Origin of the sequence: Paraburkholderia sp. MM5477-R1, assembly GCF_050436385.1 — a bacterium.
Lineage (GTDB): Bacteria > Pseudomonadota > Gammaproteobacteria > Burkholderiales > Burkholderiaceae > Paraburkholderia > Paraburkholderia tuberum.
Window position 1 is genome coordinate 438,665 of record NZ_JBNDMC010000001.1, and the last position, 13,344, is coordinate 452,008.

Consider the following 13,344-nt stretch of genomic DNA (forward strand, 5'->3'; position numbering starts at 1 on the left):
CTGTCGCTTCAGGGTGAAAGTGTGAGTGTGAACCAGCTTTCGAACAGGCCGCCCGGGATGCCATCACCTGTTTTTCCTGTTTTTGGTGGGGGCGGCAGCCAGGGTGGCAGGTGATTAGCGTCCAGTCCAAGGTTGTTTTTGTCACGGATGAGATCGCCGTGGACCTGCACGCGCAGCGCAAGGCTTTTCGACTTCTCCATGAGCGCGTTCACCTGGCTGTCGTTCAACTTCATGCCCACGGCATTGCACGTTGGCGGCGTTGTCGGCGGCGTCACAAGGTTCAACGCGGTGATCGGCACTGCAAGTTGGCACCAGCAAGTTACCGGAAGGTCGGCGACTCGCTTGCTCACTTGGGGCACCAGAAGCATGATTGACTGATCGTGCAGATCCGACGTCTGCACGGGAGCGCTGAACGAGATGACGAGGCCGGAGCGCATCAGATCCTGCGTCGACAGCGAGCCGCCATGTGTCCAGTTCAGTGCGCTAATGCCTGTCAGGTCGGTGCGTATGCCCGATGGCACCGCGGGGACCTGTGGCCCCGTGCCTCCAACACCGGCGTGATCCATGATGCACGTGAGCGCCTGCGTGATCGCCTGTGTCGAAGCGAGCACGGTGCGCGCGCTGTTGTCGATGCGTGCGATGCCGTTCGCGGCGTCCTTGGTGGGATCCGTCGGCGGATCCTGCACGTCCTCGAGCTTGCGGCCCAAGGACCAGCCGCGCACCAGCGCCAGCGTCAGGCAATCGGGCACACCGCAAGCCGGGCACGCCTGTCCGCGCAATGCGTCACGGCAGTCGGCGCTGCCGATGTCCACCACCGCAACGCCGCCTGACTCGGCGACGGAGGGATCGCCACTGAATGGCACGAAGAGCCGACGCCCGGAATTCGTCAGCGCGGCGCGTCCAATGTTTGCTTCGATCGGATATTCGGCGCTCACGGCGTTCGATGTTCCGCTTGCCAGCACAACAAGGTTCACCGCCTGCAAAGCTTTCGCACTGGCGACGATCGCCGTGCCTCGGCCTGAGTCGATGACCGCAAACAGCGGCGAACTCGTGAGCGGCGCGCTTTGAACTTGCGCCGGATTGGCCGGGTCGACCAGATGGAGCGAATTGTTCGTGCGGTCGATGATCGCCAGCCGGTCGGCACCGGAGCCGGTCGAAACGAGCGCCACGCCGTCGGCCGAAATGCCGGCGATGGCAACGGGTGTTGCGTTCAGCGTCGCCTGCGTGAGGTCGACCGTGTCGACGAAAGCGGCTGTGGATTGGCCAAGCCATGCCGTGTTGCCATCCGATGAAAAGACGGCGGGACTTCGCGCGCCGCCGAGCGTTCCGGTTGCCGACGGGGTCGAAGGGTCGGCAACGCCGGCCGGAAAAAGCCAGATATGACCGCTGGCGGTCGCTACCACCAGCAGGCGGCCATCGCCCGCGACGGTGAGGGCGATGCCTGGCTCCGCCGCCGCGCCGAGCGGCGCGTAACGCGCAGGACCAGCAACGATGCCCGTTCCGGCATCGGGCGTGAAGATCCATAGCTCGGGCGGGTCGGTGGACGTGGCGGGATCCGGTGCGACAGCCGCATAGAGCGTGTGGCCGTCGGGCGAGAGCGCGAGATCGAGCACCGCTCGACCGGTCGGCACGCTCGCCTCGGTCAGCAGATGCTGTGTGCCCACCTGATAGAGCGTTTCCGCTGGCGTTCCCGCAGCGACGAAAACTCTTTGCCCGTTCTCGTCGAGCGCCACCGCGGTGGCGTGCGCAATGTCGATGCTTCGCGCACCCCACTCGAACCTCGCACCGTATGAATGGATGGGCGGCGCGTAGCCGGGAGGATGGACACGCACCTCGAGCGCATACGATTCGAGGATACGGTTCGGCGCGCATTGCAGGTCGTTGCAGCCGCATTCATCGTAGAGGACGGGGATTTCCTCGGTCGGGCATTCACGCCACGCAATGCAGAACTCCAGCACGTGCTCGTCCGTATCCTTCGCCTGAATCAGTGCCTTCACCTCGGGCGCGGACGTGAAATCCCAGGTCTCTTTTTCGGCGACGAGTATGTCGTGACCGCAGCAATCGATCGCCGAGCCCGGCTCGACGATGACAAGATGGTCCTGGCAATTCGCGTTCGGATGCTCGCTGATCGACAACCCGCAGACGATGCCGGTGCCATGCAGGCGCTGGTGATGCAACCGGATCTTCTCGCGAAAGAACCACTGCTCATCCGAGAAATCGCGTTCGACCAACAGCTTCCCGGTGAAGTAGTGGTTACGGGCGAGCGCACGGGGCTTGCATTCCTCGCAACCGCAGGAAGCGTACGTCTGGTGATTCGTGCTCATTGTGTTCTCCCCTCATGCGGCACGCGTTGCGTTGCGAAGCCGGCTCTCGCCGACGCGCGGCCCAGGGTCGGAGTTGGCGGCACGGCCCAGAACGGTGGCGCGCCCGAGACGGGCGCTGTCGAGCAGCGTGGCCTCCGGCCAGCAGCCGACCACGCTGTCGAAACCGATGCTGGCCTGAATGCCGATGCGCATCCTTGGCAGTACAAACCGCAGTTGCGCCTGCGACCATGCGGGCTTTTGCTGATCGATGAACCGCTGCACCGATGCCTTGGCTGCCGTGCTACGGGCAAGCGTCCCCGGCACGAATACGGTGAACGCATAGGCTTCGGCGTTGAACGGGTCCGTGACGGCGGCGCGCGACGTGTCCAGCCGTGTCGCACCGAGTTGCGCCGTGTTGCCGAGCTGGCTGCGGCCCATGATCGTCTCGCCCCACAGCACGGCGGCGTCGCCGAGACGTCCAGCGCTGAGGAATAACCAACGGCGAATCTTCCAGTGTTCGAGGATCAGCGGCGGCGGGCGCCACAGGGGCGGCGGCGGGGCGCAGCGCGGCGCGCATGGCGCCGGGCGGCGCGCAAGCTTCAGCGAATCGAGTCCAAGGTAAAGAAGCAGCGCGCTTCGTATGCCCGGCAAAGTGCCGCCGCAGGGATAGAGTTTCGCTGCCTGCATCAGATATTGCCGGCGCCTGGGCGTCGGCCAGGTACGGTCGAATGTGACGCCGATCCAGCCGGCAAGCCAGCTCAGCATGTCCGGCGCGCCGGCCGCTTTGGGCTCGGCGGGGGCCGAGCGCGGATCGAACAGGTCGGCCTGTCGATCGATCTGTGACTCGATCGAGCGGAAACCGCGATCGAATATCGCGAGAAGCCGGTCGGTGAAGTCGGCGGAAACAGCATCGGGGGCGAAGGCGGCGGGCAGATAGCGGCGCAGGCTGATGCGCGGATATTCGATCCTGAGTTCTTCGACGCGCGGCGTTGCCTGCTGGTTGCCCGCGAGCGTCGCACGGAGCCAGAGGAAACGGCCCGGCCCGCTCAGGATCAATGCCTCCCGTGGATGACCCGTGCCTGACGGAACCGTGCTCCACGACGTCTGCGGCAGCGCCGCGATCAGGTCGATGGGTTGCTCGACTTCCGAGGAATAGGTTTGCAGTGTGAGCGAGGTCCCTCGCGGCAACCGGATTTCCGGCACGACGCGATGCCATTGGCAGCGCCCGATGCGGCTGTCGAGCGCCGTCGACAGCCAGACGCCGGAGGCCGCAAACGCGGGCGATGCCGCAGGCATGGCCGCGGCCGCGGCCGGCTTGCCGGTGGCGTCGAACCATCCCGCTGCCGGGCAGCGGCCGCTGAGATTGATATCGCCTGCTGCGTTGCTGATGAAACCCGGAATGGGCGCGAAGCAGTCGCGCACCTCGTCGACCTCACGGGCTTGCGCGATCTCTTCACCTTTGTCGTTGGAGATGCGCACGGCGGTGTCGCCGTTGACGTAGGTATAAATGCGGCCGAAGCGGTCCACCGCCATCGCCGTGACGGCCCCAAATCCTGGCCATGCCGCGCGCCATGTTCCACCGCGGTCGAACACATGGATTGCGCCGTTCGCGACATCGGCGACGAAGGTCCGTCCGTCCGGCGCGACGGCCACCGCCGACGGACGCCACGGCTGAGCGAGCGCGCCCAGCGGCGGCAGCCACACGCTGCGCAAGGCAAAGCCATGGCTCGTGAACACGAGCACGCGTCCGGGGGCCGAGCCGGCGCCGGAGTCCAGCAGCAGGATGTCGCTTCCGCGTAGCGCAATCGCGACGGGCGCGAGCAGTTGCCGGGCGCCGTGTCCCAGGCCGGCCGTGCAGCAGCGGATGTCGACGAACGAGCAGGTGCAATCGTCGAAGCGGCGCAGCGTTCCGCGTGCGACATCCAGCAGCCATACAGTGCCATCCGACGCCAGTGCGACATTGGGCGGTGGCGTCAGACCGCCAAAGCGGCCGGACGGGTCCGTGAGCGCCGCGGGACCGCCCGGCACGTTGCGTAGCACGAGCGCGCAATCCACCGGCGAGACATCGACGTCGCTCCAGGGCGTGGCCAGCGGCCAGCCATCCCGGCCGCGCAGGATCATCCACGTCGGGTCGTCTGGCAGACCCGGCGGAGGATTGTGAAACGGTGCGGTGTTGGTCATGCGATCGCTCCCATTGCAGTCGCATCCGTGGTGACGGTCGCAACGACGGATTGCACCGACAACAGCGCGCCTGCCGGTACGGCCACATCGGTGCAGGCGGGCGCCAGTGCGCCGTTCAGCGTGATCGCGAGGTCCGCGATGCGGATCACGTCGGCAACCTGCGCGGCGACGCGAAGCACATCGACGAAGTAGATCGGTCCGCCGAACGGCCAGCCAGTGCCGGGCGTCGCCGCGTCCACCGATCCACCCGCAAGCGGATCGAGATACGCGCTCAGCGCGGACTCCACGGCCTGCTCGACGGCGGCCGTGTCGGCGTCCGGCTGGGCCAGCACCTGCAGCGTGATCGACACGGGCACATAGGTCGGCGCGATGACGTACAACTCGGTGGCAATCAGGCGGCGCTGATCGAGATACGCGCAGACGGTGCGAAGCAGGCCTGGGCTTGGCATCGGCGCGGGCGAGACGACGTCTGGCACGACGACGACGCTGACAACGCCGGGCACCTGCATGCCCGGAAAGTCGGGATGAAAGAGCGGCAACGCCTTTGCGCGGGCGATGGGGCCGGCCTGCCGCGCCAGCATCTCGTAGTCTTCCAGCGTCACGGCACGGTCCTGGCTCTTCAACGCCTCCGGCGCGCGATTCATCGCGCTCTGCAAGGTCTCCTCGTCGCTGCCGCCGTATGCGTCGAAAGGCATGCCGATGTTGCCGGCGTCGATGCCGGGAATGCTGGTCATCAACGTCAACGTGGCGCCTGCCTGCAGATTGGTGTTAGCGCCGCCGCCGAACTGGTAGCTGACGGCGACGATGCTGCCGGACGGATCATTGAGATTGGCGACGGGAATGTGGCCCTGCACGCCGTCCCCGAGGGTGATCGTGCCCGTGGTCGGGTCCAGCAGATAGACGTTGTCGTTCGAGCCGCTGGCGGAGAAGTCGTCGACCTGTGTCCACGGTTCGGGACCGCTGCCTTCGTCGATCTGCAGATCGAGCGTTCCATCGAGTACTGGCGTGCTCGACAGCGTGAAGGTCTGATTGGGCGTCCCGTCGCTCCCGCCGACGACTTCGTTCTGCACGGTTTGCGCCGCGATCGCGCCAACGGCATTCGCGCTCACGAGAGACAAGGCCGGTGCCGATTCGTAAAAGGCCTCGACGAGGCGTGCCCGCAGCCACGCGCGGGGTGCGTCGACCTTGCCTGGCATCGTCGAAAGCACGATTTGCCCTGCCGCGGGCAGCATCACCTGCACGAAGCCCGGGAGCGTGAAAGCGACGGTAGTGTCCGACAGTACCTTCAGCGATTGCCAGGCGGTGCCCGCCCAGAATTCCCATCCGATCCGCGCGGGCGCATAGACGGGCGAAGCGTCGCCGCCGCAGGGCGACGGCGACGGTACACCGCGACTCGTGGACGGCCAGATGGCGAAGGACACCGCGACCCCTGCGGGCAAGGGCTGCTTCGGATTGAAGCCGAGCAGCAAGGCCGAGCCCGCAGCGGCGAACGGACCGAACGGCTGGAAGCCGTCGGCGGATGTGACGTTGTCGGCCGTCACGTCCGTGTAGTAAGTGCCGTCGAACGCGAGCACGGCATCGAGCGGCGCCTTCAGCGCTGTGATGGCGGCCTGCGTCTCGAAGACGATCGGCGCCCCGCCGCTGGGCGCCGCCGCGCTCACCTGCGTTCCCATCGACACGGGCACGCTCGTTTGTGCGAAGCCGCTTTGCATCGGAAACACCAGCACGGTCTGTGCAGGCTTGGCGGGGGTCAGCTCGATACCGATCAATTGAAGAAACTTGATGTAGTTGAGCTGCGGCATTTGGCCGAGCCGGTAGATCATCAGCTCGGTCATCCATGCGAACAGTTCGACCAGCGCGAAGCCGGCATCGCCGGCGTTGAAATCGGTCCATTCCTGCGTGTAGCGCGGAATGCGTGTTTGCGCCTCGGCGACGATGTCGTCGAACGTGCGGTTGTCGATCACCGGCAGTTGCGCAGAGAGCGGCATGGTTCAGCTTCCTTCCGTGATGAAGAACGGATAAACCACGTTCGCCAACGCATTATTGGCGCGAATCTGGTAGTCGATGCGCAACAGCAGCAGGTTGCTCTCGCCGGCCGGGATTTCGCCGGACACGCCCAGCACGTCGATCCGCGGTTCTTGCGCAACGAGCGCGCGGCGAAGCTCGTCGACGATTTGGCCGATGCTTTGCGGCGAAGCGGGCGAGAACACGAGGTCGTGGATGCCGCAGCCGTATTGCGGCCGCATCACGCGCTCCTTGTTCGCGGTCGACACGATGAGCCAGACCGATTGCTCGATTTTCGCGTTGTCGGATGCGATGGCGAGCGCCCCCTGCGGGGTCACGGCAAGCGGAAAGGCGAGGCCTATTCCGCGAAACGCACGCGGGTCGGGCGCGCTCGGCAGCTGGATCAGCATGGCAGCGCCTGCGCAACTTGCTTGATCACCGTTGCCGCGGTCCCGAGATCATCGAGGAGCGTCTGCATTGCCTGCAGATCGCTGGCGGGGACGGCTGAAGGGATCGTGACGTCGAGGTTGATGTTGCCGATCTCCATGAATGGCGAAGCGAGCGAGAGCAGCACCATGACGGGCTGAAGGGACTGCATCGCGCCTTCGGCCGAGGTCGTGGCATTCTGCTGTGCGCATTGCAACGCTGCGAGCAGGTCGCGGTTGCCGGATGCTTCGGCGATGGAAATCTGCAGTTGCAGGCCGCCCAAAATTTTCAGGAGGCTTTCCAGTTCCTGGACAACGCACAGCAGCATGGTCGAGATCAGCAGCAGGAGATCTTTGACGAAGGTGCAGATCGGAAGGCCGGGGATCGCGATGTTCAGACACTGCAGCAGGTCTTCCGCCGCTTTCGTGATCTGGGAGACAGCCGTCAGGAGCTGGGTCGGGGATGTGAGGTTCTTGAGTATATTGACCACGACCCCGATGAACTTGAGAACGCGCAGCAGGCATTCCATGCTTCCCATCAGCGGCGCGAGTTGCAGCATCAGGCTGAAATTCATCGAGCAGTCGGTGGGGATGCCGCGCGTGAAGTCGGCCATACCCTGGATGGTTTCGCCCATCGGCAAAGTCACGTTCGGCATCGCGCTGAGGGTCGGCAACGACAGGTCGATGCACTCCGGCGGCGTGAGCGCCTGGGTCAGCTCATCGGGAAGAACGATGTCGATCGTAGCCATGTGCCGTGCCTCAGATCGGATTGTTCGACGGGGTGACGGGACGGATCCACGGCGGCACACCGTCGACCGGACGGCCGGTGAGGACAATGTTGTCGGCTTCGATCATCAGCGTCGACTGCGCGGTCACGCGCATCACACCGTTGGTCATGACGATGCGATTGCCATGCGCATCCTCGATGATGACCGCGCCCAGGTTGCCGCCATTCGGAGTCGAATCGACGAAGCGGATCTTGTGCCCGTTCGTCGAGCAGATCATGCGCTGGCGCGGGTCCGGCGACGGCGGCGCGGCGACGCCGTTCCACATCGCGCCCAGCACATACGCATGTTCGAAATGTCCGTGCTCGAAAGCGACCACGACCTCGTCGCCGATTTCCGGCATGAAGTACAGGCCCCGGCCGTTCCCCGCGTAAGGCGCGACCATCGAGGCCCAGGTGCTTTGCAGCGTGTCGTCGAGCCAGGGAAAAGACACCTGGACGCGGCCCTGATTCTGCCCATCCTTCACGTTGACCACCTTGCCGATCACGATGCCCTGCATACGGTTTTGCGTCATGGTGAGCCTCCTGCGGCACCGAGATCTTCGCGGCGGCAGTCGAATTCGGTGACATAGCCGCTCTCGCCCAACGTATGTGTCGTCTTCGTCACGAAGTAAGTGCCGGACAGCCGCGCGCCGATTCCCTGGATGTTGACGAGCGTCCCCGCCCTGAGCTTCGGCAGGCCGACTGTTTTGCCGTGCGCCGTCACGATTTCTTTCGACCGTTCGAGCATGATCGCGAGCGCGCGCTGTTTGGCCTCGGCCGCGGTGAAGACGGGCAAGTCGACCTTCTGCTCCTGCCGGTCCGGCACGAGACTTAGCAGGCCGCTGTTCAGCTTCTTCACCTGCGGATCGTTCTGGTTGACTGTCACGACGATCGGCTTCTGGGTCTGCCGGTCCCAGCCGCGCACGGTCACGGATTTCCATTGGTTGGCGGTCGCAAGCGACGGCTTGAACGACATCAGCCCCTTGCCCCATTCGAGCAGGTAATTGGTGGGCGTCGAACTCTGGCTCGGGCCAAAGGAGAGCTCCTGCGCATCTTCGTCGGCCTCGAGCGTATAGCCCTGGCCATGCGCAAGCTGAAGCAGGAAATCGACGTCGTACTGATTGTCCTGTGCAACATAGTCGATCGGCGATTCCGCTTTCGCAGCCTGATCGTTCGTGACGACTTTCCATGGGGGCGGCAGTCTTGGCTGGCCGCCGTTGCGCAACGTGTTGAAATTGAGCGCGATGGCGCTGGGTGTGTGGTTGGTCCACGAAGTTGTGAACTGCTTCGAGCGCAGCCCCTTCAGAATGTTGAAGCCGCGCACGGTCAGCACGGGAGGTCCGCTCTCGGGAAAGTTCGGCTCCATGGTCGTGAAGCCCGCGCGCACCATGCTTTGAAAATGGCCCGAGTAGCCGAGTGCGAGTTCCGCGCTTTTGCCGCCAGGATCGAACAGCGTGAAAAGCTGCGTCGAATTCGAGCCGCCGCTCAGTTGCGCCGCCGTCTCCGAGCCGATGTATTTGCAACAACGCGCCGAGTCGTCCCAGTTGTTGACGGTCAGCTCGAATCCATCGATCTCGTTGATGTCGTCGTGATAGGTGACCTCCATGACGTCGCGCAGTACGCCCTTGGGCAAGCCGACACCATCGATCCTGAGCTCGAAACCGGGCGCATAGAAATTCCCGTTCGTCGAAATGACGCTCTCGTCGTAGAGGCTCATGAAGGCAGGCATCGGCTCAACTCGCGGGCAATGAAGGGATGGTCAATTCCGTACCGGGTTTGAGGCGGCGCGGATCGTCGATGCCGTTGGCGAGAGCAATCGGCCGCCAGTTGGTCGGATCGAAGTAGAAGTTCGACGCGACTAGGGCGAGCGTGTCGCCGCGAGCGAGAACGTAGCTGTGGGTCTTGTTCGGTGACGCGAGATTCAGCGCCTTGAGCTGGTCCTGCAACGACGCATATTCCCGCAGCGAGAGCGAGATCTTCGCCCGCACGGGCACACCGCCGCTGCTCCACAGCGTGAAGGTCTGCCGGATGTTGGTCACGACGCCCTTGAAGCTGGTCCGGCGCTGGTTGCCCAGCGCGGGCGGCAATTCGTTGCCAGGGAAATCGCTGCCCCAGACGAAGGTGACGATAGGCGGCGCGTGCTGATCGGGCACGATGCGCGACAGCGCGTAGATCGTGTCCGTCAGTGTCGCAACGCTGACGGCCGTCGCGCCCATGCCCTGATCGGAGGTATCGAAGAAGAGTTCGAGCTTCAGCGTTTCCGCCTCGCCGCGCACGAACTGCTGCAGGGGCGCGGTCAGTCCCGGAATGGCGATCTCGGCAAGATGGACGTTCTTCTCGAGAACGATCTCAGTCGGGTTGTACTGGAGCGCCACGGTGTCCCGTCTGCCCGGTCCCCAGTCGATCTTCAGAGAGGCTTGGCCAGCACCGGGCATGTCACCACCCCGCCTGTCCGTTGTCTGCGGGCGCGTCGCCGATCCGAGCGTCGTCGCGCCTGCGGCGTTCGCGATCGCGTCGTTCGTCGGTCCCCGCCAGCACCGCCTGCACGAGGTGACGCACGAGTTTCGGGTCGAGCAACGAAGCGCTGTCCACGGTGCGGACCGTCGCGACGATTTCTTCGACGATGACGTCTGTGACGGGCATGACCGGCCTCCTAAAGAAGTGAGCCGAGCGCCGCCGCCGCGCCCACGATTGCAATGCCGAGCGAGCCGCCCGTCACCATCGTCAGCCCCTCATGCGCGATTTCGAGCTGCTCGATGGCGACCTGACTTTGCTGCGCGTTCAGCGACGCGCCCGTCCATTTGATCGGCAGGCCGCGCCGCCAGCTCCACGCGAGGGCTGGCGCGCCCGACTCGTCCATCAGCGTGATGACCCCGTCCTTGCGGACACACTGGCCATCGAGAAACTGTTGCAGCCAGGTCCACACGTCCGAGGTATCGGAGATCGGCCGTTGCGCGACCATGCCTCGCTTGAACACGAGGTTCGACCATTTGACGCGGCCGGGAAATCGGAGCGTGCCGCCGTTGACGCCACCGGCGTCGTAGTTTTCAACATCCATGCTCGCTTCCAGACCGGATATCTCCGAGAATCCGGCGGTTGCCTGCGCACCCGTGAGACTGACCGAGATTCCGGCGAGCGCGCTGCTGGCGGCCGGCTGGCTGTCGGAGATCGATACCTGGAAATTGAATCCGAGCAACGGGTCGGTGCGTTCCGGATCGAATCCGAACAGTTGCGAAAGGTCTGGCATCAGCCGCTCCCAGCGATGACTACGCCGCGTTCCTGAATGTCGAGGGAATCGTCGCTCAGGCCCAGGCGCAGTAGGACGAACTCGAACGGCGTCGACGGCGCGAGCGCGATATGCGCGATCAGCTGCCCAGCCGACTGCGTCATCGGTGTGTTGTTGGTGTCATCGCAAATGACCGCGAAAGCAGCGGCCGCCGTGGGCCCGACGAGCGCCCCCTGCGTATACAGCTGTTGGAGGAAGTGGCCGATCCCTGAGGAGACCGTCGAACGTGTTTGCGGAGTATTCGGCTCGAACACCACCCAGCGCATCGACCGTTGCAGCGCGGCGCGGATCATGCAGATCAGGCGGCGAACGTTGATGAACCGGAAAGTCGGATCCGATGAGACGGTTCGCGCACCCATCACGCGCATGGGCCTTCCCATGTCGCTGCGAATGACATTGACGCCGAGCGTATTCAGCACGCCGTGGGTCGATAAATCGACGGGAACGGTGACGTCCTGCGCCCACGCGAGAGCGGCGTTGGCGGGCGCTTTGTGCACGCCGATCGCGATATCCGTGGACGCGAAAAGACCGGCGACGTGCCCGGAAGGCGGCAACGCACGCGTCGGTGCCAGCCGCAACGGGTCGGGCGCGGCGAGCCACGGGAAGTACAGGCCGCCGTATTCGCTGTCGAAGTTGTCGCGCCAGGCCTGTATCGGCGCGACGCCGACGCTCGCGTCCGAGGCGGCATCCCATGGCGGATCGAGCAACGCGACGCGATCGCCTAGCGCTTCGCATTGAGCGAGCATCGCGGCCTGCACGGCGAGAATCGCCGAATCGGGAAACAGCGGCGGCAGCTCTTCGGGAACGATGGGCACGACGGGGATGGCGCGCACCGGCGCCCGGGGGCATAGCGGGCAAGGGTCGACGGACACCGGCTGCCGGATGAACACCGGGGGTTCCACTGGACGGATCAGAATATCGGGCGCGGCCAGCATCGCCACGTCGCAGGCACAGGCGAGCGCGGCCAGGCCGCGCGGCGCCGGTTCGCCCGTCACGTCCACCGGACCACCAGGCGACCCGCCGATGAAGTCGTCTTGCGTCAGCACGGCGACGCCGTCACGTCCCCCGTCGAGTGGGATGACTGCACCGGAGACGACCGAGACCGGCGACGGCACATCGCTTGCCCCGATTGCGGGGGGAATCATCGTCACCAGTGACAACGCGCCTGGCGGCGTGTCGAATTTCGAATAGTCTATCGGCGCGAGCAGGACGCCAGCGTAGGTCTGTGCCTCCGGCACCAGCGACAGTCCCTGATTCAGCGTCGCGACGCTGCCGAGGCTATACACCACGAGGTCATAAGTGAGACTTTCCGCGAGCAGCGGCACGCGCGGGATCGAACCCCGTCACCGGATATTGGCGCAGGCCGCGTTGGGCCGGATCGGGATCGAGCCAATACAGACGCTTGAGCGCCGCATCGACGCCCGCCAGCACGCGAATCTGCGCCGGCGCGCCGGCTTGAGTCAGCCGCACCAGTGACTGGGCAGCGAAGCCCGACGTAGACGCGACGGCGGCATAGCTCGGCAGCGAGCGGCTCTGATCCACGAGTACCTGTCCGGGGGTGCGTTCGACCAGAGCGACGCTGACCCCATTGCCCCAAGCGCCGGCGCTCGAAGCGGCGACGATCCACGGCTCGCCTCCCCCCAGCACGGGTACCTCTGATGAGGCTGCCGCCGTTCCTTGCCCGGGATCGTCGGAAGCGACGCGTACGACGCGCGCGCGCCGGCCGCCGTTCTCGAAAAAGGCCCGCACGCTATAGGCGAGAAAGCCCCCGCCGATATATCCGCCGAACACCGCCTGGAACTGCCGCATGTTCTCGATCGCGACCGCCACGCCGAGCGGACCGCGCTCGGCGATCCCGACGAAGCCGGCGATATCCGTGCGCAGCGCGACCTCGGTGGGCGGCCGGTCGTTGCGTTGCAAATAAGCGCCCGGCGCGGCTGGATGTTGGATCGACAGGGTCATTTCGCCAGCTTGATCGTGAGGCTTTCCACCACGAGTTCGGCGGTTTCTATGGCGACCTCGTTGCCTGCCGCCTTGAAGTCCGTACCATGGATCTTGTTGAGGATGCCGCCCGTGAAAAGAAAATAGATCACGTCCTTCTGGGTTTCGTCGCGCAGGACGATGCTGCCGCTGCGGCGTGCATTGGCTGCGCCCGTCGCCACAGCCGAGTACCAGTCCCACAGCGTGGTGTCCTTCGTGTATCCGCGCTTGAGCGTGATGACGCTATATTTGCGCAGCCCGACCAGCTTGCGCACGCTGTTCGCCGTATCTTTGCCTTCGCGGTAGTCGACTGAGTCGCCGTCGGCCGTCAGTCCACTCACTTCGCTAAAACGAAGCGACGTTCGTATTGTCGATCTCGATGCGGAAGTTGAAGCTGCG

Annotated in this window: 13 protein-coding genes; all 13 read right to left on the reverse strand. The window is 64.9% G+C overall.

Annotated features, from left to right (window positions below; all coding sequences use genetic code 11):
• Positions 1 to 8: 8 nt before the first annotated feature.
• The 13 genes from OKW35_RS02150 to OKW35_RS02210 are packed head-to-tail and all read right to left on the reverse strand — an operon-like array spanning position 9 to position 13,286.
• Positions 9 to 2,324, reverse strand: a complete 2,316-nt coding sequence (locus tag OKW35_RS02150) for a YncE family protein (protein WP_429551120.1) — start codon at positions 2,322 to 2,324, stop codon at positions 9 to 11.
• 12 nt (positions 2,325 to 2,336) lie between these two features.
• Positions 2,337 to 4,484: a hypothetical protein gene (locus OKW35_RS02155; RefSeq protein WP_429551121.1), complete on the reverse strand. Its 2,148-nt coding sequence runs from the start codon at positions 4,482 to 4,484 to the stop codon at positions 2,337 to 2,339.
• Positions 4,481 to 6,472 carry a putative baseplate assembly protein gene (locus OKW35_RS02160; protein WP_429551122.1) on the reverse strand — a complete coding sequence of 664 codons (1,992 nt, stop codon included), beginning with the start codon at positions 6,470 to 6,472 and terminating at the stop codon, positions 4,481 to 4,483. Before OKW35_RS02160 ends, OKW35_RS02155 begins: the two co-directional genes overlap by 4 nt.
• Before the next feature lie 3 nt (positions 6,473 to 6,475).
• Complete coding sequence (locus tag OKW35_RS02165; RefSeq protein ID WP_429551123.1) at positions 6,476 to 6,898, reverse strand: GPW/gp25 family protein; 423 nt, start codon at positions 6,896 to 6,898, stop codon at positions 6,476 to 6,478.
• Positions 6,892 to 7,662: a hypothetical protein gene (locus OKW35_RS02170; RefSeq protein WP_429551124.1), complete on the reverse strand. Its 771-nt coding sequence runs from the start codon at positions 7,660 to 7,662 to the stop codon at positions 6,892 to 6,894. The genes OKW35_RS02165 and OKW35_RS02170 overlap by 7 nt, the downstream gene beginning before the upstream one ends.
• A gap of 10 nt (positions 7,663 to 7,672) precedes the next feature.
• Positions 7,673 to 8,212 carry a phage baseplate assembly protein V gene (locus tag OKW35_RS02175; protein ID WP_429355087.1) on the reverse strand — a complete coding sequence of 180 codons (540 nt, stop codon included), beginning with the start codon at positions 8,210 to 8,212 and terminating at the stop codon, positions 7,673 to 7,675.
• The gene (locus tag OKW35_RS02180) at positions 8,209 to 9,408 is read right to left on the reverse strand and encodes a phage late control D family protein (protein ID WP_429551125.1); all 1,200 of its coding nucleotides are present in this window, start codon (positions 9,406 to 9,408) and stop codon (positions 8,209 to 8,211) included. Before OKW35_RS02180 ends, OKW35_RS02175 begins: the two co-directional genes overlap by 4 nt.
• Positions 9,409 to 9,412: 4 nt before the next feature.
• On the reverse strand, positions 9,413 to 10,114 hold the full coding sequence (locus tag OKW35_RS02185) for a LysM peptidoglycan-binding domain-containing protein (RefSeq protein ID WP_429551126.1): 702 nt from the start codon (positions 10,112 to 10,114) through the stop codon (positions 9,413 to 9,415).
• A 1-nt stretch (position 10,115) separates the two neighbouring features.
• Positions 10,116 to 10,322 (reverse strand): hypothetical protein, encoded by a 207-nt coding sequence (locus tag OKW35_RS02190; protein ID WP_429355084.1) that lies wholly within the window; start codon positions 10,320 to 10,322, stop codon positions 10,116 to 10,118.
• 10 nt (positions 10,323 to 10,332) lie between these two features.
• Positions 10,333 to 10,926: a phage tail protein gene (locus tag OKW35_RS02195; RefSeq protein ID WP_429551127.1), complete on the reverse strand. Its 594-nt coding sequence runs from the start codon at positions 10,924 to 10,926 to the stop codon at positions 10,333 to 10,335.
• Positions 10,926 to 12,290 (reverse strand): phage tail sheath family protein, encoded by a 1,365-nt coding sequence (locus tag OKW35_RS02200; RefSeq protein WP_429551128.1) that lies wholly within the window; start codon positions 12,288 to 12,290, stop codon positions 10,926 to 10,928. Before OKW35_RS02200 ends, OKW35_RS02195 begins: the two co-directional genes overlap by 1 nt.
• On the reverse strand, positions 12,259 to 12,927 hold the full coding sequence (locus tag OKW35_RS02205; protein WP_429551129.1) for a hypothetical protein: 669 nt from the start codon (positions 12,925 to 12,927) through the stop codon (positions 12,259 to 12,261). The genes OKW35_RS02200 and OKW35_RS02205 overlap by 32 nt, the downstream gene beginning before the upstream one ends.
• Entirely contained in the window at positions 12,924 to 13,286 is a 363-nt protein-coding gene (locus OKW35_RS02210; protein ID WP_429551130.1) for a phage tail protein, read from the reverse strand. Before OKW35_RS02210 ends, OKW35_RS02205 begins: the two co-directional genes overlap by 4 nt.
• Positions 13,287 to 13,344: the final 58 nt, after the last annotated feature.